General features: G+C 58.0%; 16 protein-coding genes. 12 read left to right on the forward strand and 4 right to left on the reverse strand.

The features are described 5' to 3' along the window. The first annotated feature begins 36 nt into the window (after positions 1 to 36). Entirely contained in the window at positions 37 to 990 is a 954-nt protein-coding gene (locus J3U88_RS16370; RefSeq protein ID WP_207860001.1) for a tetratricopeptide repeat protein, read from the forward strand. A gap of 125 nt (positions 991 to 1,115) precedes the next feature. Continuing rightward, positions 1,116 to 2,474, forward strand: a complete 1,359-nt coding sequence (locus J3U88_RS16375) for a sigma-54-dependent transcriptional regulator (RefSeq protein ID WP_207860002.1) — start codon at positions 1,116 to 1,118, stop codon at positions 2,472 to 2,474. 187 nt (positions 2,475 to 2,661) lie between these two features. Here the strand turns inward: J3U88_RS16375 and J3U88_RS16380 are convergent, their stop codons facing one another. Then, on the reverse strand, positions 2,662 to 3,246 hold the full coding sequence (locus tag J3U88_RS16380; RefSeq protein WP_207860003.1) for a hypothetical protein: 585 nt from the start codon (positions 3,244 to 3,246) through the stop codon (positions 2,662 to 2,664). Positions 3,247 to 3,801: 555 nt separating this feature from the next. Beyond that, positions 3,802 to 5,043 (reverse strand): serine/threonine protein kinase, encoded by a 1,242-nt coding sequence (locus J3U88_RS16385; protein ID WP_207860004.1) that lies wholly within the window; start codon positions 5,041 to 5,043, stop codon positions 3,802 to 3,804. A 420-nt stretch (positions 5,044 to 5,463) separates the two neighbouring features. Between J3U88_RS16385 and J3U88_RS16390 the strand changes: the two genes are divergently transcribed. Next, positions 5,464 to 6,018, forward strand: a complete 555-nt coding sequence (locus J3U88_RS16390) for a 2'-5' RNA ligase family protein (RefSeq protein WP_207860005.1) — start codon at positions 5,464 to 5,466, stop codon at positions 6,016 to 6,018. 509 nt (positions 6,019 to 6,527) lie between these two features. On the opposite strand, the gene J3U88_RS16395 is transcribed toward J3U88_RS16390, so the two are convergent. Continuing rightward, a complete protein-coding gene (locus J3U88_RS16395; RefSeq protein ID WP_207860006.1) occupies positions 6,528 to 7,541 on the reverse strand; it encodes a lysophospholipid acyltransferase family protein in 1,014 nt (337 codons plus the stop codon). 476 nt (positions 7,542 to 8,017) lie between these two features. Between J3U88_RS16395 and cyoE the strand changes: the two genes are divergently transcribed. From cyoE to J3U88_RS16440, 9 genes are all read left to right on the forward strand, one after another. After that, positions 8,018 to 8,911 carry a heme o synthase gene (gene cyoE / locus J3U88_RS16400; RefSeq protein ID WP_207860007.1) on the forward strand — a complete coding sequence of 298 codons (894 nt, stop codon included), beginning with the start codon at positions 8,018 to 8,020 and terminating at the stop codon, positions 8,909 to 8,911. Between the two features lie 21 nt (positions 8,912 to 8,932). Beyond that, positions 8,933 to 9,826: a hypothetical protein gene (locus tag J3U88_RS16405; protein WP_207860008.1), complete on the forward strand. Its 894-nt coding sequence runs from the start codon at positions 8,933 to 8,935 to the stop codon at positions 9,824 to 9,826. Between the two features lie 74 nt (positions 9,827 to 9,900). Next, the gene (locus J3U88_RS16410; protein ID WP_423842060.1) at positions 9,901 to 10,407 is read left to right on the forward strand and encodes an elongation factor P hydroxylase; all 507 of its coding nucleotides are present in this window, start codon (positions 9,901 to 9,903) and stop codon (positions 10,405 to 10,407) included. A 144-nt stretch (positions 10,408 to 10,551) separates the two neighbouring features. Next, the gene (gene typA / locus J3U88_RS16415) at positions 10,552 to 12,393 is read left to right on the forward strand and encodes a translational GTPase TypA (RefSeq protein WP_207860010.1); all 1,842 of its coding nucleotides are present in this window, start codon (positions 10,552 to 10,554) and stop codon (positions 12,391 to 12,393) included. Positions 12,394 to 12,584: 191 nt separating this feature from the next. Then, the gene (gene nfi, locus J3U88_RS16420) at positions 12,585 to 13,289 is read left to right on the forward strand and encodes a deoxyribonuclease V (protein WP_207860011.1); all 705 of its coding nucleotides are present in this window, start codon (positions 12,585 to 12,587) and stop codon (positions 13,287 to 13,289) included. Beyond that, positions 13,286 to 15,202: a beta-N-acetylhexosaminidase gene (locus J3U88_RS16425; RefSeq protein WP_207860012.1), complete on the forward strand. Its 1,917-nt coding sequence runs from the start codon at positions 13,286 to 13,288 to the stop codon at positions 15,200 to 15,202. Before nfi ends, J3U88_RS16425 begins: the two co-directional genes overlap by 4 nt. Before the next feature lie 203 nt (positions 15,203 to 15,405). After that, positions 15,406 to 16,791, forward strand: a complete 1,386-nt coding sequence (locus J3U88_RS16430) for a glutamine synthetase family protein (RefSeq protein WP_207860013.1) — start codon at positions 15,406 to 15,408, stop codon at positions 16,789 to 16,791. 18 nt (positions 16,792 to 16,809) lie between these two features. After that, positions 16,810 to 17,586 carry a glucose 1-dehydrogenase gene (locus J3U88_RS16435; RefSeq protein WP_207860014.1) on the forward strand — a complete coding sequence of 259 codons (777 nt, stop codon included), beginning with the start codon at positions 16,810 to 16,812 and terminating at the stop codon, positions 17,584 to 17,586. Between the two features lie 29 nt (positions 17,587 to 17,615). Further along, a complete protein-coding gene (locus J3U88_RS16440) occupies positions 17,616 to 19,061 on the forward strand; it encodes an aldehyde dehydrogenase family protein (protein WP_207860015.1) in 1,446 nt (481 codons plus the stop codon). Between the two features lie 93 nt (positions 19,062 to 19,154). Here the strand turns inward: J3U88_RS16440 and J3U88_RS16445 are convergent, their stop codons facing one another. After that, positions 19,155 to 21,971, reverse strand: a complete 2,817-nt coding sequence (locus tag J3U88_RS16445) for a hypothetical protein (RefSeq protein WP_207860016.1) — start codon at positions 21,969 to 21,971, stop codon at positions 19,155 to 19,157. Positions 21,972 to 22,252 lie beyond the last annotated feature (281 nt).

A 22,252-nucleotide genomic window follows, 5' to 3' on the forward strand; every position in this document is an offset into this window, starting at 1 on the left:
ACCTTCAATGGCAACAGCCCCGGAGAGACATGGCCCATGACATCCCCGCTTTACCGTACCTTAGCACAACTCACCCGCAAGGCTTTGGCGTCAGGCCAATTAACGGAAGCCCAAGAGTTGATCGTCAAACTCAAGGACGAGGATTCGCTGGCGCTGGAAACCCGCGGGCTTGAACTGGAGCTGGCGATCAAAAGCGGCAACCTCCGCGACGCGGGCATCCTGGCCACGCAATTGGTGCAATTGTTTCCCGCCTCCAGCCGGATCCAATTCTTGACGGGACGCCTGGAATACCAACGCAAGCGCTACGGCAAAGCAGAACAGCACTTTACCGAAAGCCACCATATTTTTCCCAGCAAACACACGCAACACTGGCTCGGAAAAACCTTAACCCAGGCGGGCAAACTCGACGAGGCCCTGGCGATTCTCGAACCGCTCGCCCACGAAGAAAACCGCGGTTGGTCCGATTTGGCCTGGCTCTATGAGCGACGCGGGCAATGGGATAAGGCGCTCGCGGCCTACGAAAAGGTTTTGGCCAAAAACCCGGAAGACGCCTATGCCAAAAATCAGATCGTGCGGTTGCGCGCCAAAACACTGGCTCCCCAGGACCTCATCGAAGAGTGCAACGACTTGATCGAACTCGGCGAACCCCTGCCCGACCATCTCCTCCCCGATTACCTGACCGCGCTTTTCAAAACGGGACACGGCGACCGCGCCCGCGCCGTTATTGAAACCAACCAAACAGGTTGGGACACGCGGCTCACCCTAAAAGTCGCCTGGTTGTGTTACACAAGCCAGGTGTTCGATCAGGCCTATCCCCTGTTTTTGCGCTGTTTGCCAAGTAACCTGAACAATTTTAAGCTGCTCAACGCCCTCGAAAAAGCCGCGACCAAAACAAACCGAAGAAATTTACTGATCGAACAGTACAAAAATCTAGCCGACCAAGAAAAATCACTGTACGGCCGAATCAAAAAACTGGAAAAAGACCTTTAATTTGACGCGTGCATGTCAAATTCTCGAAATTCGTAACCCAGTCTGTTATATGCTGTAGGGACCCATCCCTTCCTCAATACGAAACCCTGCTTTAGTCCAACACGGATCACCCACAAGGTGAGGTTATGAGCAAACACCGGATTTTAATCATTGAAGATGATGCCGATATTGTGCTGATTCTTCGACTCAAATTGGAATCCGAGGGCTATGAGGCCCATCACGCGGGCAACGCCAAGCAGGGCTGGGAAAAAATCATCACCGGTGAATTTAACGGCGTCCTGCTCGACCACAACCTACCGGACCGCAAGGGCGTGGAACTCCTGGAGCAAATTGCACACGCCTATCCCGACCTGCCGGTAATTTTCATGACGGCTTTTTCCAGCGTCCCCCTGGCCGTGAAGGCCATGCGCGTCGGTGCCTATGACTATCTAACCAAACCCTTTAACTTGGACGAAGTTCAGATCGTGCTGCGTAAAGCAATGGAGATGAAATCGCTGCGCAGCGAAGTGAATCAGATTCGCCAGCAGAACCGCGAAACCTTTAACTTTTCCAAAATCATCGGCCGCGGCGGGCGCATGAGCGAATTGCTGGAGATGTGTCGCACCGTTGCCGAAAGCGAAGCCTCCAGCATCTTGATCACGGGCGAAAGCGGGACGGGTAAAAACCTGATCGCCCAGGCGATCCACTACAACAGCCGACGCGCCAACTGGCCTTTCATGACCATTACCTGCACGGCGCTGCCGGAACAATTATTGGAAAGCGAACTCTTCGGCCACGAGAAAGGCGCCTTTACCGACGCCAAAGAACGCAAACGCGGCCTGTTTGAAATGGGCAACGGCGGCACCATTTTCTTGGACGAAATCGGCGACCTCCCCATGCAACTCCAAGCCAAATTGCTCGGCGTTTTGGAATCACGCAGCTTCCGCCGGGTCGGCAGCCTCCAAGATTTGGCCATTGACGCGCGGTTCATCGCGGCCACCAACCAGCATCTCCAGGAGCGCATTCGGGAAAAGGCCTTCCGCGGTGATTTGTATTACCGATTAAATGTGATCCAACTGGAGGTTCCCGCTCTTCGCGACCGTCGCGAAGACATTCCCGAGTTGGTGCGTTACTACCAAACCTACTTCAACAAAAACCGACGCCACCCCATCGACACCATGTGCGAGGCGGCGATGGACGCCCTCATCAAGTACGACTGGCCAGGCAACGTACGCGAACTGCGCAATGTAATCGAACGGGCGATGATTCTGTGCAAAGGCGATGAACTGACCCTCGTGGATCTCCCCCGTGACGTCGTCTCCCATATCCCGGGCCATAGCTGCCTGAGCGGATTTACCCTGCCGGCCGACGGCATCGACCTGGAAGCAGTGGAAAAAGATTTCCTGCGTCAAGCGCTGGAGCGCACCGACGGCAATCAAACCAAAGCCGCCCAGCTGCTCGGACTCTCCCGCGACAAAATGCGCTACCGTGTCAAACAGCTTTAACGACGACCGCCATGTAAGGGTGAGCCTTCCAAGCTGGGAGCGCGGCTGCCGGGAACAGTGACCGCGCCCCTATTTCCGCCGCGGATCGTGCCGCGCCGGAAATGGGAAATCGAAAACAGATCAACCGGTTCACCACCGGGACGCCTGCCTTGTAGAGCGAACCGCCTCGGAGAAACCTGCTTGACGGTTAGCCGCAACGCGCCAGTTGCTCCGGCTCAGCGACTTTTTGTTCGGCGTTGGCGCGGGATTTGGCGATTTGAACGAACAGCGATTGGTTGATGGTCAAAAAGGGCATTAACTGGGGTTTAAAACGGTTTTGTTTGCTGGCCAGCATGGCGTTGGCCACCGACAAGAAACCGCGCCCTTTGGTCAAGGAGATTTCGTTGACGTCGTCGAGAAACTCGCCCTCGATTTGCAAACCGGAGCGGCAGAAAAAGAGCAACCGTTTTTCGGGATCAACCATTTCAAAGAAATGCGTTTCGAAAAACGACGTCTCTTTGGTCGCATCTTCAAAAGCGCACTGGATGTCGCTGAGCGGGACTTCCAAGGTATCGTGGGATTCCGCGTCACCGCCGTCGAAATAACGAACAGAAGCTTGATTGACGAGGACGTCGTAGCCGGAAACACGCGGCCAGTCCTCGGACAGATGAGGAAAGTTCAAGGCCGCCACCAAACCAAAATGCTTTTTACAGAAACGTTTCTTGATTTTGGGAACATCCATCTTTCCGGCAATCCAACGGTCGTCACACAGAATGTTAACTTTGATAAGCATCGGGATCTCCTTTCGTTAGGGCAAAGGCGCGTCGGTAGAAAAGCTCTCTCGCAAACCGGCAATGCGGGCAATGCCGGAAAAAAAGAAGGAGGAGCGAAGCGGAAGGGTGATCGCGTGTCAAAAACACGTAAAAGGTGCCACGATTTTTCGTGATCGGTGTCACACTATCTGCGAAGGCCGTGCCAAAAAACTGACGTCAAAAACCGACTGACGTCAAAAAACGGAAAACCCTTTAAAAAAGGGGAACTTACCGAATTTCTTGAGAAAAAGAAGATGTTTTCCAGCCGACCTAGCGCGCGGGCGTTTTGGGCCAGTTGCCCCATCCAGGGTGGGCATATCCCCCAGCAGCATCGGGAACGCGGCTGCTGAGAACAGCTCGGGCAAAAAATGCAACCTTTAAAAATCAAAATAAATCAGCCACTTACACGTCAAAAAGCAATGATTATCCATAAGTCGAAATCTGACACATCCCCGGAAAAAAGCGGGGTCATCACCCATCTCATTCGGGCATAAAGTCATCAAGAGGCGTTGGCCGGGTTTATTCGCCGCCTCTTCCTAAAAACAGACTTCCTCTTTATTTTTTGCTTTCTCCAAAAATTGCCCCATCTTTTTTAGCGCATTGGCACGGATCGCCAGCGCGTCTTGGTGGCGCGGGTTCAATTTAAGCACCTTGTCACACAATTCCACGGCCAACACATAGTGGCGACGCGCCATGTGTTCGCCCGCCTTGTTGAGGGTTTCGAGGGTTAACTGGATGGCAAACTGTTTCTTTTGCTTTTGGACTTCCAGGGCTTGCGCCAGTTCGGCGCGCAACCCGACAACCGCCTCGCTTTCACCCTCGACGCGTTTTAACTGGCGGATATGTTCCTCGGCCAGATCGAAATCTTCCGCCTTAATGTGCCTGCGAATGGTTTCAATGCGCATTTCCAACATCTTGCGTACCATCTCGGCGTGACCGTCGTTTTCCCTGGGTAATTGGTAGGGTTCATCGGGCAGGTTCACCTTGCGCAGAACCTGCTCAAGATCGGCACCCATCAACTTGCTGCCGCGGTAGCGTTTCTCGCGCTCCTTAACCAGCGCCTGGTTCAACACGTTCTGGAGTGGTCCGGGCAAGCCGGGGATCGGCAAGGGGTTCTCATTGACAAGGCGCACCATGGTTTGGCTGATGTTGCGACCGAGAAAAGGGTTCACCCCGGACAACAATTCGTAAAGGATGACGCCGACACTGAAAATATCGGACCGGTAATCGACCTTGACCCCGGTAATTTGTTCGGGCGCCATGTAATTAATGGTGCCCAGCATCACGCCGCTGTTGGTTAAGCGGCTGTCTTGAAAAGAGGCGACGCCGAAATCGAGTACCTTGACGTGGTCGTCGTCGCAGATATAGATGTTCGCCGGCTTCAGGTCGCGGTGGATGATCGACTGACGGTGGGCGGCGGAAACGCCTTCGCATACCTGACGAACCAAATCGACGGCACGGGTGGGACTGATGCGTTTTTCTTTTTTAAGGAGCTGTTCCAGGCTGATCCCCTCTAAATACTCCATCGCGATATAACAAATGTCACCGTCAACGCCCACGTTGTAGACATTGATAATGTTGCGATGTTGCAATTGGCCGAGAATGGCGCCCTCGCGATAAAACCGCTCCTGGAGCGCTGGATCCTTAAGGATGCGCTGGTTCATGGTTTTCACCGCGGCCACTTTGCCGATACGGGGGTCGATGGCTTTGTAAACGACACCCATCGAGCCGCGACCCAGCACTTCTATGATGTCGTATTTACCGAGGGTCTTGATCATCGGGTATCGTCACGCTCCTGAGTCGGTCTAACCAAGCAAGCTTGAACAACGCATCGGCAAAGACGGCTGAACCCCTCACTTTGTGACCCACGAAACGCCGGGTTCCACCAAGGTTAACAACCCAGGGAACGGCGTTGACCTGACTTACGACGAACATTCCACCCTAAGGAAGTGCAAGCAAGCGACACGGCGTTTCCAACTCGAAAACGTCCTTTAGGCAAAACACCCGAACCCTTCGTCGACCGTCCAAGCCAGGGAAGACCTTGTAAAACTGCAAAAGATGCTTCCTGATCGATTATTCTGGCATAGGGCCGAAAGCGAGGCAAGCAAACAGGTGACGGAAATTACCGAAGCCTCAGGTGCTTTTGCCGGTTTTCCGCCGAATTATCCGTACAACCGCTTCACCATGGGGGGTTTTTGATGAAAGCCAACTGGTTCGCCGCTTTTCCCATCGACGCGGGCACCTGGTATGCGCCACTCACGGCCACCTGCCCGGATACCTGCCGTCCCTTCGCACCAAGTGACCTACACCTCACCCTCGCCTTTTTCGGTCACCTGACCGAAGCCGCGGTCGAGGCAGTCCAAAAGCACCTGTCCCAATTAAGCATACCCGCGATGGGTTTCCAGTTCGACCACGTGGTGCTCCTGCCCCAAGCCACCCGTTTCAGCGCGATGTGTCTGGGTTTAGGTCGGGGAGGCGCGACGGTGGCGGCACAGATGGAAACCCACCGCGATGCCTTGCTGGCCACCGCGGGCCTGCCCCCGGAGAACCGCGCGGCGCTGCCCCATGTCACCTTCGCCCGCCCAATCCGCAAGTTCAAACAACAGGCGCAGCAGGATGGCGCGGATTGGAGCCGGGCGCTGGTGGTCCCGGACAAGGAAATTCAGGTAAAGGAACTGGCGCTCTACACGTGGTCGGCGGATCGGCAGAAAACAAAGTTCCGCATCGTGGCGCGCTTCCCGTTACAGGAATGAAGGATGGAGGTGCTGGTAGCGGGAATAGATTGGTGGTTTGGATCGCGGTCGCCGCGGATCGGCGGGTTTGCACTCGCCTGCCCAGTTTGGCCATTTCCGCTAGGGATGGCTGGGTCCACCTGGTTCCCAGTTGGATTCTGGGTTTGGCCTGCTTGGTTTTGCTGATTTCATTTGGCTGAGAGGTCCACTTGGTTCCAGAAAGCAGTCGCTTGAAACGTTTTCAAGACAAAGGGCACGAAATCTCGCGCGCCCCTGACACAAGACATGGCGCACGGCGGCAAAGCGAATAGAGCAAACCATCCTACTTCCCCGGCGGTCGGGCGCCCATCCACCTTTCTCATCCCCAATCGCCCATCCAGCATTCATCCAAGGCGCAACCCCGCCACACCAAGCAGGCCCTGACCGTCGCCCTTCCTCATTCCATCCTAATATCCTGAGAAATAACGAATTCCAACCCCTGCCCACAAATAAAAACCACATCTAAAAACCAATTCCCCAAAACATCCTCGTTAGACGTTGCGCTCCCTTTTGTAGAAGTCGGTCTCCCCGTCCACGCCGTGCTTAAAGCGTTTGTGGACCCAGAACCAGTAGGGCGGGTTAAACATGATTTGGTTTTCCAGGCGACGGTTGATCTCGCGTGAGAGACGCAGCACCTCGGCTTCCTTGTCCGCGGTCTGGTCGGCGTAGATCAGGTCACCGAAACTCAGGCGGTAACGGCCGCGGCCGATGGGAACCGCGTAACCGGTGATAATCGGGGCACCGGTTTTGTAGGCGAGCGCGGCCGGGGTCGGCGTGGTGGCGGCCTCGCGCCCGAAAAACTCGACCATCAGCTTGTTGCGGTCGTGGACGTTTTGATCGTTCACCAAACCCACCACGCGGTTTTCCTTGAGCGCGCTCAACAACTTGCGTACGGCTTTGTGTTTGTAAATGACACGGTTGCCGTTACGGGTACGAATGTTTTCCAGGTAGGTGTGAACCAAGGGGTTGTCGATGGGACGCGCAACCACCGACATCTGAATGTTCAACAGGCCGAGCACCAGGTTCATCAGTTCCCAGTTCCCGTAGTGGGCGGTACACAGAATCAACCCTTTGCCTTCGTCGCGCGCCTTGTAAAAACCGCCGACGTTGTCGAGCTCGGCGTAGCGGGTAAAGTTGCTTTCGTGAATCATTGAAAGGCGCAAGGTCTCGACAATCGCCTGCCCGAAATGGTCGTAACAGGTTTGCACGATCCACCGTTTTTCGGACTCGGTTTTGCTGTCGAAGAAGGCTTGGTCCAGGTTCAGCAACGCAATTTTGCGGTGTTTGCCGTCAATGGCGTGGGCAAAGCGGCCGATGGCCAACCCGACAAGCCGCGCGAGGGGTCCGGGCAGGATCCACACCCAAAAGGCAATCCACCGCAGGAGCAGGTACTGCAGCCAATGCACCGCGGTTACCTTTTGGTCGGGGCCGGGCGCGCGGTAAACCGGTTTTTCGTCGGTCCCCGCCTGGTGGTTTTCGGTCTGGTCGTGATGCGCTTCGCTCAAAGGGTCACCTTGGTTTGCTGTCAATCGCGGCGCCCCAAAACGCGTTTTCGGTTAGGGGCGCGGCCTCAAAGGGCAAATCATACCTGAGTTACCGACAAGCGCGAAGGAGTTTGCGACCTTGGCATCGCCGGTCCGAACAACACCACGAAGGCGCCCACCGCCAGGGACAAACCGCGCGAGCAACCCACCCAACAGCCCCAAAATCGTCCGTGGCGACGGGTGCCGCCGGCAAGGACGAGACCAGCGGACAAGGCTGTACCAGGCGCGTCCAGAGCCCCCGTGCTCAAAAAATCCCCCCAACCCACACCGTTAGTTCAGCTTACACGCCAAAAACGGGGAGCCCAAAACGGGGAGCGGTCATTTTCTCGACGTTTCGGGGAACGCCCGGTACAATAACGAAGTTGCGCCGGGTCCGGCGTGTTTTTTGAGACGACGCGGCAAACGACCGCCCAACAGGTTCTTTTTCCGATTACATGATGACCCAAATCCATTCCCCACCCGACGCGCTTTCTTTCAGCGACAAGGCCCGCGCTTATGTCGAACTGACCAAACCCCGCGCGCTCCTGATGATCGTGTTCACCTCGGCGGTGTCTTATTTGATCGCGGCGACCCGCGCGATTGATCCCATTCACCTGGCCCTCACTGCTTTCGGCATCGCTGTCGCGGGCGGCGGCTCCCTGGCACTGAACCAATACATGGAACGCGAGCTGGACAGCCAAATGGCGCGCACCGCGACGCGCCCCATCCCCTCCGGTCGACTGAGCCCCACCGAGGCCGCGATTTTCAGTTGGACCACCATGCTGTTCGGTTACGCCTTCCTCTGGGTTTTCGTCAATCCGCTGTGTTCCATCGCCACCATGGCCTGCGGCGTTTCCTACAACTTCATGTACACACCCATGAAACGCACCTCCTCGTTTAGCAGTTGGGTCGGTGCCGTCCCCGGCGGCATGTTGCCGATCATGGGTTGGGTCGCGGTACGCAACCAACTGGAAATGGGCGCCTGGGTACTGTTCAGCATCTTAATCCTTTGGCAAATCCCACACGCCCTCATCATCAGCATTCGCCACCAAAAAGATTACGCGGCAGTCGGTATGAAACAACTGCCGCTGATCGCGCCCTACCTGACCAGCGCGCGCCAGATGGTGGTCAATGTCCTGATTTTGGTGCCGATCAGCGTGATGCCGTTTTTTCTCAACATGACCGAATTGGTTTATCCCATGACGGCGCTGGTCCTGGGTTTCGGCCTCTACGTGCTGGTCGTGCGTTACGCCTTTAACCCAAGGGAACACAACGCCAAATGGGTCTTTATCGCCCTCAACGCCTACCTGCCGCTGTTGTTTTTGGCAATGTATTTTGACCGTCCGTCCTGACGCGCCGCCAAGGAGTCCCCGATGCGAAACCTGCTCCCCGCCTTTCTGATCCTCTGCCTTGCGCCCCTTCTCGCGGGACCGCCGGAAACGGTCGATGCCACATTCCACCAATTTTGGTACCAAGGCAAAGCCGAACTCAGCCGCTACGAACTCAAGCAAAGCCGTTACGGCGAACTTCGCGAGGGCGACACGGTGCTGATTTTTGTAACCGAACCCTTGCTGCAGAAGGAACAGGTAAAACGCGAACGAGGCGATGCGCCGGCCGACACGGTCCTCAAACTCAACGCCCAGCATCAGTTCAATACGGGCCTCTACAGCTATTCGCTGATGACCTCGACCTTTACCCGCGTTGATTACCGTCAACCGGAAACCAAAAAAGTCACCTTCACCGGTCAGGACTGGTGCGGTCACAGCTTCATGCAAATCAACCGCACCGCGGACCAATACGCCTACCAAATCCGCGCCTACTTCCAGAACCCCGGCGATACGGAAGGCCGCTTCGAGAAAGGCGCGGTGTTGGAAGACGAACTGTTGAATTGGATCCGTCTGGCCCCGGCTCACCTGCCGACAGGCAAGATCCGCGTGGTGCCCAGCCTGCAGTTCCAACGCCTCAAGCACTTGCCCGCCGCGGCGGTGGCGGCGGAAGCCTCGCTGACCGAAACCGGCGATCACGACTTCGGCGACGCGACGCTGTACCGTTACCGCGTGGTCTTCCCCGACCTGGAGCGCACCCTCGACATTTACTTCACCCAAAGCGCACCCTTCCGCATTGAAGGCTGGGCGGATCGTTTCCCCGACGGCGGCAAACCGATGACCACCACGGCGCGCCGCACCCACACGGTCTGGGAACCTTACTGGAACCAAAACCGCAATAGCGACGCGGCAAACCGCGAAAAACTGGGGCTGCAACCGTGAGCACCGCCACCGAAAAAGAAGCGGTTTGGCAGGGTGATCGCGGCTGGGACGACACCCCGCGCGATCCCGCCGATCTGGTTCGCCTGTTTGCCGAGTGCTTTGCCGAGGACTACAACACCGAACTTGTTGCGGGCGACGGCGAACCGATGTACCTGGCCGCAACCGATCAGCGCCCGGCACACATTCTGTTCGCCCACGGTTACTTCGCCAGTGCCCTCCACGAAATCGCCCACTGGTTGGTGGCGGGTGGCGAACGCCGCAAAAAAGACGATTTCGGCTACTGGTACTTGCCGGACGGACGCACCCAAGCGCAGCAAGCGGCCTTCGAGAAGGTCGAGGTCAAACCCCAGGCTTTGGAATGGATCCTGGCGACTTCCTGTGGCTTCCGCTTTCGCTTTAGCGCCGACAACCTCTCGGGTGAACCCCATGACATGGGTCCCTTCCAGCACAACGTATGGTGCCAAGTGCAAACCCACCTGAGGCGCGGTTTACCGCGTCGCGCGCGCCGTTTCAGCCAGGCCTGCGCCGCGTTTTACGGCGTGACCGATCCGTTGGACGACGCACATTACCCGGAACCCTGAGGCAGTCCCCCCTTCCCAATTTTGTGGCGGCATGGTACAAAGCTCGGTTTGGTTGCCGCCGGCGGCAATCGACCTTTCACCTGACCCATCGCATCCGACCGGAAAGCCGGCGCCCATGAGGTCCAGGAAACCAGGGAGAACACCATGACCTCGCGTCAAACCAATGATGCTCTGCGCAATATCGCCATTATCGCCCACGTTGACCATGGCAAAACCACCATGCTCGACTCCATGTTCCGCCAAAGCGGGATGTTCCGCGAAAACCAAGATGTGGACGAACGCATCATGGACAGCATGGATCTGGAAAAAGAACGCGGCATCACCATTGCCGCCAAAAACTGTTCCGTGCAATACCAAGGCACCAAAATCAACATTTTGGATACCCCCGGTCACGCCGATTTCGGCGGCGAGGTAGAACGTGCCTTGATGATGGTCGACGGCGTCATCCTGCTGGTGGACGCATCCGAGGGTCCGTTACCGCAAACGCGGTTTGTTTTGAAAAAAGCCCTGGACGCCCATTTGAAAATCATCGTGGTGGTCAACAAAATCGACCGGCCCGACGCCCGCATCAGCGATGTACTTGACGAGGTCTACGAACTTTTCTTCGATTTGGACGCGGCCGAGGATCAAATCGAATTCCCGGTTCTGTACGCGATTGGTCGCGACGGCATTGCCCAAAAAGACCCCGAGGAAAAAGGCACCGACCTGCGCCCCTTGTTCGACACCATCGTCTCGGAAGTCCCCGGCCCTACCTACGACGCCGACGCCCCTTTCCAGCTTTTGGTCTCCGACCTCAGCTATTCCGAGTACCTGGGCGGGCTTGCCATCGGCCGCATTAGCAACGGCACCCTGAAAAAAGGGCGCGAGCTGGTGGCGATTCAAGAAGACGGCAAACACCTCAACCTGCGCAGCACCAAACTCCAGGTTTACGAGGGCTTGGCCTTGGCCGAGGTACAGGAAGCGACCCCCGGCGAGATTACCGTGATCGCGGGTGTCGAGGACGTCCACATCGGCGACACCATTTGTTTTAAAGATGAACCCAAGGCCCTGCCGCGCATTTCCATCGACGAACCCACGGTTGCGATGATGTTCACCATCAACTCGTCGCCTTTTGCCGGCCAAGACGGCGACCACGTACAGTCCAACAAAATCCGCGAGCGCCTGCACAAGGAAACGCTGCGCAACATCGCCATCCAAATTGAGCAAGGCACGACGCCGGAAGAATTTATCGTCAAAGGCCGCGGTGAGTTCCAGTTGGCGATTTTGATCGAAACCATGCGCCGCGAAGGTTTTGAGCTGACGGTTGGTCGTCCCAGCGTCATTTACCGCGAGGTGAACGGCGCCCGTCACGAGCCCATCGAACACCTGTTCATCGACTGCTCGGAAGAACACGTGGGCGTCATCTCCGAAAAGCTCAGCCAACGCAAGGGCCGCATGGTGAACCTGGTCAACCACGGCACGGGCCGGGTGCGCCTCGAATTCTCGATTCCGGCGCGGGGTTTGATTGGTTACCGCAACGAGTTCCTGACCGACACCAAGGGCATGGGCCTGATGAACGGCTACCTGGAAGGTTACGAGCCCTATCGCGGCGACTTCCCCTCGCGTCCGACCGGTTCTTTGGTCGCCGACCGTCAGGGCGAGGCACTGGCCTATTCGCTGGGTAACTTGGAACCGCGCGGCATGTTGCTGATTGAGCCGGGCGCCAAGGTATACGAGGGCATGATCGTCGGTATTCACAACCGCGCCAACGACCTCAACGTCAACGTAACCAAAGGCAAAAAACTGACCAACATGCGCGCCTCGGGTCGCGACGACTCGGTTCAGCTCAGCCCGGTCCCGCCGATGTCGCTGGAATCGGCCATCGACCTGATCCGCGACGACGAAATGATTGAGGTAACGCCGCATTCGATCCGTCTGCGTAAATCGGTGCTCAACATCATTGAGCGCGAGAAAGCAGAGAAACGCAACCGCCTCGCCAAAGGTTAAATGTGTGAAAAACGGTCGCGCAAGCGGCCGTTTTTTCATGGTTGCCCCGGCAAAACAGGACGTCACTTTTGGGAAAAACGGATCCCACATCGGCGCGCACCCACCGCCCCATTTCTTCCCCCAGCCCCTTTTGAAACGGGTTAACATAGGCGCACCCATCCCCATGAATCCTTTTTCTGAAGGGTGACTTTATGGATATTCGCGCCACACATCGCTGGGACCTCGACGAGACGGAAGCGGCCCGCCTGCAATCGGACCTGGCGGCCCAAATCGAATGCGCCGACCGTTTTGGCGCCGTCGAACGCATCGCCGGCATTGATCTCGGTTACGAGGACGCGGACCGCATCACCCGCGCCGCGGTGGTCGTGCTCAAGTTCCCCGAGCTCACCCTGCTCGACTACAAGGTCGTCCGCAAACCCACCACCTTTCCCTATGTGCCGGGTTACCTTTCGTTCCGCGAGGTTCCCGCGGCCATCGACGCGCTCAACGCCCTGAGCGTCGACCCACAAATGCTGTTTTGCGACGGCAACGGCACCATCCATCCCCGTCGCTTCGGGTTCGCCTGCCATCTCGGCCTGCTGGCCGATCTGCCCTGCATCGGGGTCGCCAAAAACCGCTTTATCGGCAGCCATGAACCCCTGCCCGAAACCCAAGGTGCTTGGCAACCGATCATCGATCACGGGGAAACCATCGGCGCGGTGGTGCGCAGCCGCGCCGGGGTTAAACCCATCTACGTATCAACCGGGCACCGCGTCTCACTGGAAAGCGCGATCCGGCTGACGCTGCAGTGTTGCCGCGGGTTCCGCCAACCGGACACCACGCGCTGGTCGCACCGCGTCGCCTCGGGTCCGCCCCTCGAAAGCGACAATCTCGGCATAGGAAGCACCCTGTTATGAGTTTCGTTACCCACGCACCCGAATGGTGGGATTGGGTTTGGCCCCAAACCCAGCAAGCCCATTTCAACGCGGACAACAAAAAACCAGTGCGTTGGCCGCGAACGATCACCTACCATGCGGATAAGAATCCCTTGCTCAACAACGCATGGCGCCGGCTCAACGCCGATTTCCAGGCAGCCGGCAAGGTGCTGCAACCAGTTGCCCCCTCGCGCGATACCCTGATCGTGCTGGAACGCAAAGAACACGGCCCCGCCCAGATCGAGGACCCGGACCGGGAGACCTTCAGCATTCTCCACCACAGCGGGAATTTGTTCCTCATTGCCACCAGCGAGCTGGGTTGGTTCCGGGCCATCCAACAGCTGGCGGCCATGGTGCGCGCGGGCCGCGAGGTTCTGCAAAGCCATGGGGGGCTCCAGGAATTCGCGGTGTTCGCCCATCCCGAGTTCCCGACACGAGGTGTGTGTCTCGACATTAGTCGCGGCAAAGTACCCACACTCAACACCTTACGCGAAACTATAGACGGGCTGGCCAGGTTCCATGTCAACCATCTCCAGCTTTACACCGAACATACTTTTGCCTATCAGGGCCATGAAACCGTCTGGCGCGACGCGTCCCCACTAACCGGCGACGACATCGACCAACTCCACACCTACTGTGCCCAACGCGGCATGCGCCTTGTCGCCAACCAAAACAGCCTCGGCCATTTCCACCGCTGGTTGGTCCACGAACCCTACCGTGCGCTGGCCGAGGTTCCCGAGGGTTTTTCCCACCCGTTCAGCTTTGAACCGGAACCCTTCAGCCTGTGCCCCACCGATCCGGCCGCGCTCGATCTCTTGCGCGACCTCTACGGACAATTGCTCCCCCACTTCGAGAGCCCGCTCGTAAATGTCGGCCTGGACGAAACCATGGACCTTGGCCAAGGCCGCTCCAAGGAAATCTGCGCGGCCAAAGGCAAAACGGCGGTGTACCTCGATTTTCTCAACCAGGTGAACGACCTCCTCAAAGAACACGGCAAACGCATGATGTTCTGGGGCGATATTTTAATTGAAGAACCACGCGCGTTGGAACGCGTGCCCCGCGACGCTGTTGCCCTCGAATGGGGTTACGAGGCCGATCACCCCTTCGCCGAGCATTGCAAACACTACCGCAAAAGCGGGCTCACCTACTGGTTGTGCCCCGGCACCAGCAGTTGGAGCAGCCTCGCCGGGCGGGTCGGCAACGCCTTGGTAAACCTGCAACGGGCCTGCGCCGAGGGCTTGGAACAACGCGCGGCCGGCATCGTGGTCACGGACTGGGGCGATTACGGCCATTGGCAAACGCCGCCGGTGGCTTGGCCGGGTTTGATGGCGGGCGCGGGTTTGGCCTGGCTGGCGATGCCCTTGGAAGAAGATATTGAACTCGCCCCCTGGGCGGAACGGCTTTCCCGCCATTGCGACCCGTTCCCCACCCTGGAACACGCGTGGATCTGGCTGGAACTCGGCGAGTTATACCGCGTGTCCGGCGCCAAAACCACCAACGGCTCAGCCCTCTTTTTCCTGATCCGATTCGCCGACGCCGATCTGAACCATCCCCGGCTCGGCGGCTTAACGGAGGCGGGCCTGATCGAGGTCGGCACGGCCCTGGACGGCCTGGCCGCACGAATCAGCAAATTGCCGCCGGCCGAGGAGCACACGGCCTATTTGGATTGGACCCGACGCATGCTGTCCTGGTGCGTCGCTTTCGGCCGCGCCCGCTTCCAATGCGGCGCGGATCAACCGGTCGCCGCCTTGCCGAGCGAAACCAAACAGGTGCTCCGCGACGATTTGCACAAACTCGCGACCACTTTTGCGCGGCTGTGGCCGGGTCGTTTCCGGCCGGGCGGTTTGGACGTCGCTACAGCGGGTTTTGCGCGCCTGCAACGGCTGCTCAACTAAGTGGCTTCGGTGCCCACCGATTGTTACGGGGTCGTCATCAAAAAATCAAAATTGGGTTGGAACCAATCGCGGTAAGATAAGCGTCACGCACCAGCCTACTCATCCGAATTTTCACGCGAACCACCACACCATGCGCCGAAGAACCCTCTTTTCACCCGCGGTTCCCGGCCCAGGGTTCGGTACGGCGTGTTCCAGGAGCCGACATGAGCGACAGCCCGCACCTCAGCCTCGCATCCCTCAAGAACTTGATTGACGCCGGTGAGATTGACACCGTCCTCACCGTTTTTCCCGACCACTACGGTCGCCTGATGGGCAAACGCATTTGCGCCCAATTTTTCCTCGAGACCATCCAGGCCCACGGCATTCACGCCTGCGATTACCTGCTGACCACCGACATCGACATGAACCCGGTTCCCGGCTTTAGCTTTGCCAACTGGGAACGCGGTTACGGCGACTTTCACGGGGTGCCGGACTACCGCACGTTGCGCCGCGCGGCCTGGCTGCCTAAGTCGGCGTTGGTGATCTGCGACCTGGAAAACGAAGCCGACCACAAAGCGATTGCCGTTTCACCGCGCGCCATCCTTAAAAACCAAGTCGCCGCGGCTTCAGAACTGGGCTTCAGCGCCAAAGCCGCCTCCGAGCTGGAGTACTTCCTCTTTAAAAACAGTTTCGAGGAAGCGCGCGACAAGAACTACCACAACCTCAAAACTTTCAGCGCCTACATCGAGGATTACCACATGCTGCAGGGCACCCGTGAAGAAGTGATCAACGCGCCCGCGCGCCGCCTGCTCAACCAAAGCGGGGTCCCGGTGGAGTTCAGCAAAGGCGAATGGGGTCCCGGCCAACACGAGTTGAACATCCGCTATTGCGAGGTGTTGGAAATGGCGGATCGCCACACCCTGTTCAAACAATGTTTGAAGGAAATCGCGGACCAACACGGCCATTCGGTTTCGTTTATGGCCAAGTTCGCCGAGGAACTGGCCGGCTCGAGCTGCCACATGCACGTAAGCCTCTGGAACAGGGCAGGCACCGAGGCCCGGTTCCCCGGCGACCGAAGCGGGCTGGGACCCTTTTCGTGCAGCGACACCTTCCGCTGGTTCCTCGCCGGCTGGATGAAGTACGCCCCCGACTTTATGCCGTTTTTCGCCCCCACGGTGAACAGCTACAAACGCTACCAAGCGGGCAGTTGGGCGCCGACCGGTTTGGCTTGGAGTTACGACAACCGTACCGCGGGGTTCCGCGTGGTGGGCAACGGCCCCTCCCTGCGCATCGAATCGCGTATTTGCGGTGCCGACGTCAATCCCTACCTGGGTTACGCGGCTGTTTTGGCCGCGGGTCTGGCCGGAATTCGCCAAAAGTTGGAGCCACCGGCGATGTTCCAAGGCGACGTTTATGCGGCGGCCGACCTGCCCCAGGTACCAACCACCCTGGCCGACGCTTTGGAACGGCTGCGCAAAAGCACGGTGGCCCGCCAAGCCTTTGGCGACACCGTCATCGATCACTACCTGCATTTCTACCAAACCGAATGGGACGCCTACCAGCGCAGTGTCAGCGACTGGGAACGCCGCCGTTACTTCGAACAAATTTAAACCACCGGAGGGTTCACCATGGATTTAACGGGAAAAACAGCCTTAATCACCGGCGCCGCCGCCGGGATCGGCGCGGCCTCGGCACGGTGCTTCGCCGAAAAAGGCGCCCAAGTCTGCCTGGTCGATATCAATGAGGCGGGCGCCCAAGTCGCCGACGAACTCAACGCCGCCGGCTTCCAAGCGCTGTTCGTCCAAGCGGACGTTTCCAGTGAACAAGACTGCGCGAAGATGATCGCGGCCTGCGAGCAGCACTTCGGCAAATTGGACGTGTTGTTTAACAACGCCGGCATTATGGACGCGGCCGACGGCGACAGTCAGGAATGCGAGGAAGCGGTGTGGGACCGCACCATGAACATCAACGTCAAAGGCGTGTTCTTTGGTTGCAAACACGGCATCCCGGCCTTGCGTCGCGCGGGCGGCGGTTCGGTCGTCAACACCGCGTCCTTCGTGGCCCTGCTCGGCGCCGCCACGGCACAGCTTGCCTACACCGCCAGCAAAGGCGCGGTCCTCGCGATGAGCCGTGAGCTGGCCGTGATCCACGCGCGCGAGAACATTCGCGTCAACGCCTTATGCCCCGGCCCGCTGAAAACCGAGTTGTTGATGTCGTTCCTCGATACCGAGGCCAAGCGTGAACGTCGTCTGGTACACGTCCCCATGGGCCGTTTCGGCTTGGCGGAGGAAATGGCTCAGGCGGCGTGTTTCCTGGCCAGTGACGCCTCGAGCTACCTGACCGGCAGCACCTTTTCGGTTGACGGCGGCATCACCGCCGCGTATGTTACGCCCGAATCCCATTAAATAATGATGCCCTTCATGGAGACAAGCGCATGCCAGGCAAAATTCCCCACCATCCACTGACCATCGCCGGCGAGGCCTACGCCGGACAATCCCGCTACGAGGTGGTTAATCCAGCCGACGGGCGCGTGATCGCCACCGTCGCCATGGCCGGAAAACAGGAAGTAACTTTGGCCGTCCAAAACGCGGCGGAGCGCTTCCGCGGTTACCTGTGGCGTTCGATGCGTCCCCAGGACCGCGCCAACTGTTTGCTTCGATTGGCCCAGCGCATTCGCGAGGAAGCCGGAGAACTGGCCGACCTGGAATCGCGCAACGCGGGCAAACCCATTCGCGCGGCCCGCGCCGAAATCGAAGGCGCCGCCCGTTGCTTTAGTTATTACGCGGGCGCGGTCGACAAACACTTCGGCCAAACCATGATGCCGGGTTCACGGGGACGCGGCGCGGTTTACCACGAACCCATCGGGGTCTGCGGCTTGATTGTTCCCTGGAACTTTCCCTTCCTGATCACGGCTTGGAAATGCGCACCGGCCCTCGCCATGGGCAACACGGTCATCGTCAAACCGGCGGAGGCCACCCCGTTGACCGCCTTGCGTTTGGCGGAACTGGCCCAAGAGGCGGGTTTCCCCGACGGCGTGTTAACCGTCATCCCCGGGCACGGTGACCAGGCGGGAGAGGCCTTGGTGGAACACCCCAGCGTCCGCAAAATTTCCTTCACCGGTTCCACCGAAACCGGCAAACGCGTCGGTCGCGCCGCCGCCGATCAACTGAAACGGGTCTCGCTGGAACTGGGCGGCAAATCGGCCAACCTCGTTTTCGCCGACGCCGACCTGGACGAATGTATCGACAGCTCGGTATGGTCCGTGTTCGACAACAGCGGCCAGGATTGCTGCTCGCGTTCGCGCATGCTCGTGGAACGGCCGATTTACGACGCGTTCCTCACCCGTTTTGCCGCCCGGACCAACCAACTGGTCGTCGGCCTACCGCGCGAGGAAACAACCGACCTGGGCCCACTGATCACCCCGAGCCACCGCGCCCGCGTGTGCGGGTTCATTAGTACCGCCCAAGATCAGGGCGCCCACCTGGTTCAAGGCGGTGAAATCCCGGCAGAGGCCCCCCTTGGCGACGGCAACTTTTTACTCCCGGCGATCCTTGTCAACGCCCATCCCAGCCACAAGATCATGCAGGAAGAAGTGTTTGGGCCGGTGGTTTGCATCCTTCCCTTCAGCGATGAAGAAGAAGCCCTAAGCCTAGCCAACGACACGGCTTACGGCCTGAGTGGCTCCTTATGGACCCGCGATTACGACCGCGTGCAACGGTTGGTACACGGCCTGGAAGCGGGTTGTTTGTCGGTCAACTCCAGCAGCAGCGTGCATCAGGAGATGCCCTTCGGCGGGGTCAAACACAGCGGTTACGGCCGCGAACTGGGTATGGACGCCCTGGCCGCCTACAGCCAAACCAAATCCGTGTTTTACGGGTAACCCGGCTTATTCACACGGCGACCCTGCCCATCCGCCCAATAAAAAAAGGCGCCGACAAGCGGCACCTTTTTTTGTTTTGGGTTGGTAATGAGGTTAGATTTCGCAGTCGGTCGCGGTAACTTGCAAGGTCATGTCGAGCACGTTCACTTGACCGTCGGCGACGATGTCCAACTCGGCGCCGGGCGTATCAACCGTCTGCAACCAAGCGTTGCGCAAGGCGCCGAAGGGTGGCACGCCGCCGTTGACGGTTACGTTCAACTCAAAAATACGGGTCGTCGTTTCCACCTGTTGGTTGTCGGCTTTCACCATGACAAAAGCGCTGCCGGATTCCGTTTTGCTGACATTGACCCAGGTCGGCGAGGTCGTGGTCGCCGCGGGGGTTCCGTTCACCAAACTCTGGAAGTTGTTGAACCACTGGAAGGTCAGGTTTTCATTGCTGTTCACGGCAATGCTGAGATCCGGGGTGCAGGGTCCAATGTTAAAAATGGGGGCGATGGTGGGATTGAACTCGTTGTCCGCCGCGGCCGTGGTCGCGTAGGTGAAATCATTGATCGTCCATTGCCCCAAATCACCGGAAACGTTTTGTTGGAAGGTGAAGCGGAAACTGATTTGGCTGCCGGACAGCACCGACTCAGGCAAATCCGCAACGATGGATTGCGGCTGGAGTTGCCGCATGAACACCAGACGACCGGCGATAATCTGGTCGTTGGGTGGGTTCAGGGTACCGAACCGCCGCGTATTGTAGAGCGGGGTCTCCAGCGCCGTTTCCAAGGGTAAAATCAAATCGAACCAGTCAGACCAATCGCTCTCCGCATCGGCACGGGTCCGATATTCGAGAATGCCGCCGGCGGCCAGCAACGACAGGTTGGCTTGGTGATTCAGACTAATGCTCGCCCCGGTGTTGACCACGGGATAGACCGGCGAGGTCAAGGTTTGAAACACGGCGATATCCGCGGTTTTACCAACCCATTTCCCCGATTCGAATTGCCAGCCGACACCCGGCGGCGGCGGGCAATCATCCGTCTCGCCACAGTTGGTTTCGGTGCAATTGGAGTTGGCACAGGGATCGGGTACACCGAACAATTCCTTGGCGGTGTAGTCGGTACCGATCTCGAACACGGAGTTGTCGAGGAGGCAGTTCGCTTCTTCAGAGAAGGTACGGCGCGTGCTGTAGGTCACCCCGTTGAGGGTGTAGTGGGTTTCCACAAAAAAGGTGATCGGCTCACAGACCACCGTTGTGGCGGCCAGCGTGGCCTGGAGATCGCCGCCGAAGCTCTGGCCACCCAGTACCGCATCGCTTAAGGAAAAGCGGTTGGAACTGATTTGCGTGCGGTTGTCACCAAAGTTGGCGTCAAAAACCATGGAATGATTTCCCTCGGTCACCCCGAAGACAACTTCCACGTTAACCGTTTCCTCCAAGCCGTTGAGAAGCGTAAACGGCATCACCAGCGTTTCGCCGGCGTCCAGGTATTCATCGGGAAAAGCCTCGGCGTTGACAATGCTGGGTCGGTCCAGGTCACCGTACGAAAAGGCATCCGCCGGCACATCAACGGTGACCACACTTCCGCTGGCGGAATGGGTGATTCGCGCCTGGTACCCAAAATCGCCCGCGTTACCGGGAAGGCTCAGCGTTTGCGTTAGGTTGCGGGCGTTGGCGGCGGAATCATCGACCAAGTTCGCTTCAGCCAGGGAAGTTGCGTTGTGGTAGTACCAATCAATCGTGTAGTCACTGCTGAGTTGACCGCCGTTGGTGGCATTTTTCCACGCGTCTGGAACCGCCAAGGTCACCGTCACCAGACCGCCGCCCGTGTCATTTACCGAGGCAAACTTGAACTGGCTTTCGGTCGGCCCCATGCCGAAGGCGTCACCAAATTCGCAGCGGTTTTCGGTGGCAACCACCAACATGGCCTCACGGAAGCTGATAAAGGTCCCACCGCGGTCGATGTTGAGGGTCAGTGCCAAAGTGCCGTTGATGATTTGTTGACGGATGGGCGTGCCTTCCACGGTCACCCCGGTCAGATCGAGGAAATTCCAGGTTTCAAGATCGCAATCTTCGGCGTTGGATTCACCGTTGCCGCCGAGCGGACCCAAGACGAGGTTCGTCCCGTTTTGGTCGACGATGGACTGAGGCATTTCGTCGTAAATCATGGGCACATTGTCACTGGGCAACAAAAAGTGTTGCCAAAGGTTGTAACTGAGGTTCCCGATCGGAAACAGCAGGTTGCCGATACCGATGCGGTAATCAACGGGTACGGACTGGTTGTTGGTGTTCAGGTTCCAATCGATGCCCCACAGAATGCGGTTGTTGGGATCGTTGACAATGCTTGCGTTGGGGGTAAAGCGATTAACCGGAATTTGGATGGTGGCGTTGGTCGTGTACAGGCCACAGTTGCCCTGTTCCTGAATGCGGGCCGGATTGGTCGCGGACAAGGTGTGGATGATTTTGAACCCGTCGGTGACGGGATTCTCGAACAAAAGCAGGTTGTTGGGGTCAAGCGCCTCAACCGGGCTGCGCTGGTCGAAGTGGGTGAAGGATAAGGTAAAGGTCCGACAAACCTCGTCTAAATTGATCGGGGTTTCGTTGTTCAGCGGACAAAAGGTGCTGTTGTTGAACATGTGAATGTTAAACACCAGGTCTTGGGTGGCGTTGTTGTTCCAAGTGGGAACAGCCCCAATCGTGGGGTTGGGGAAACCTCGGCCGAGGTAGGTTGTGTTGAAAACAACCTCACCGCCAAACGCGGCACAATCGGGAACGGTCAAGGTGGGAACGACGTTTCTGACGGGATCATTGGTGAGAAGATCCGTATAGGAGACGCGGAACGCGACGGTCACGGAACCGTCGATGTTCTGAAAACTCTTAACGTTGGTCAATTGTTCGGTGACAGTAAATTGCCCCCCGAAAGCAGGCAAAAAGCCCGCACAAAGTAAAAGGAAATACGTTGCAAAAGGTAGTCGGTGCGACGCGGCAACGAGCCGATCCATTGGCGTAATGAAGCGCAATGAGTGCCCCCTGGGTAGAAAAAAGTCGACGGCGGGCATCCTCAAAATGGGGATGCTGGGAACCATCCCGCCCTCGGAATGAGTTTGTTAAGCAAATCAAAGGCCAATCGGCACTGAGACTGTCCCATCAGATTCTAATCCCAATTGGCGTGGATTGTCTAACCCAAGGACACCCTGTTTCTGTAAATTTT

The organism is Acanthopleuribacter pedis (genome assembly GCF_017377855.1).
Taxonomy (GTDB): Bacteria; Acidobacteriota; Holophagae; order Acanthopleuribacterales; family Acanthopleuribacteraceae; genus Acanthopleuribacter; species Acanthopleuribacter pedis.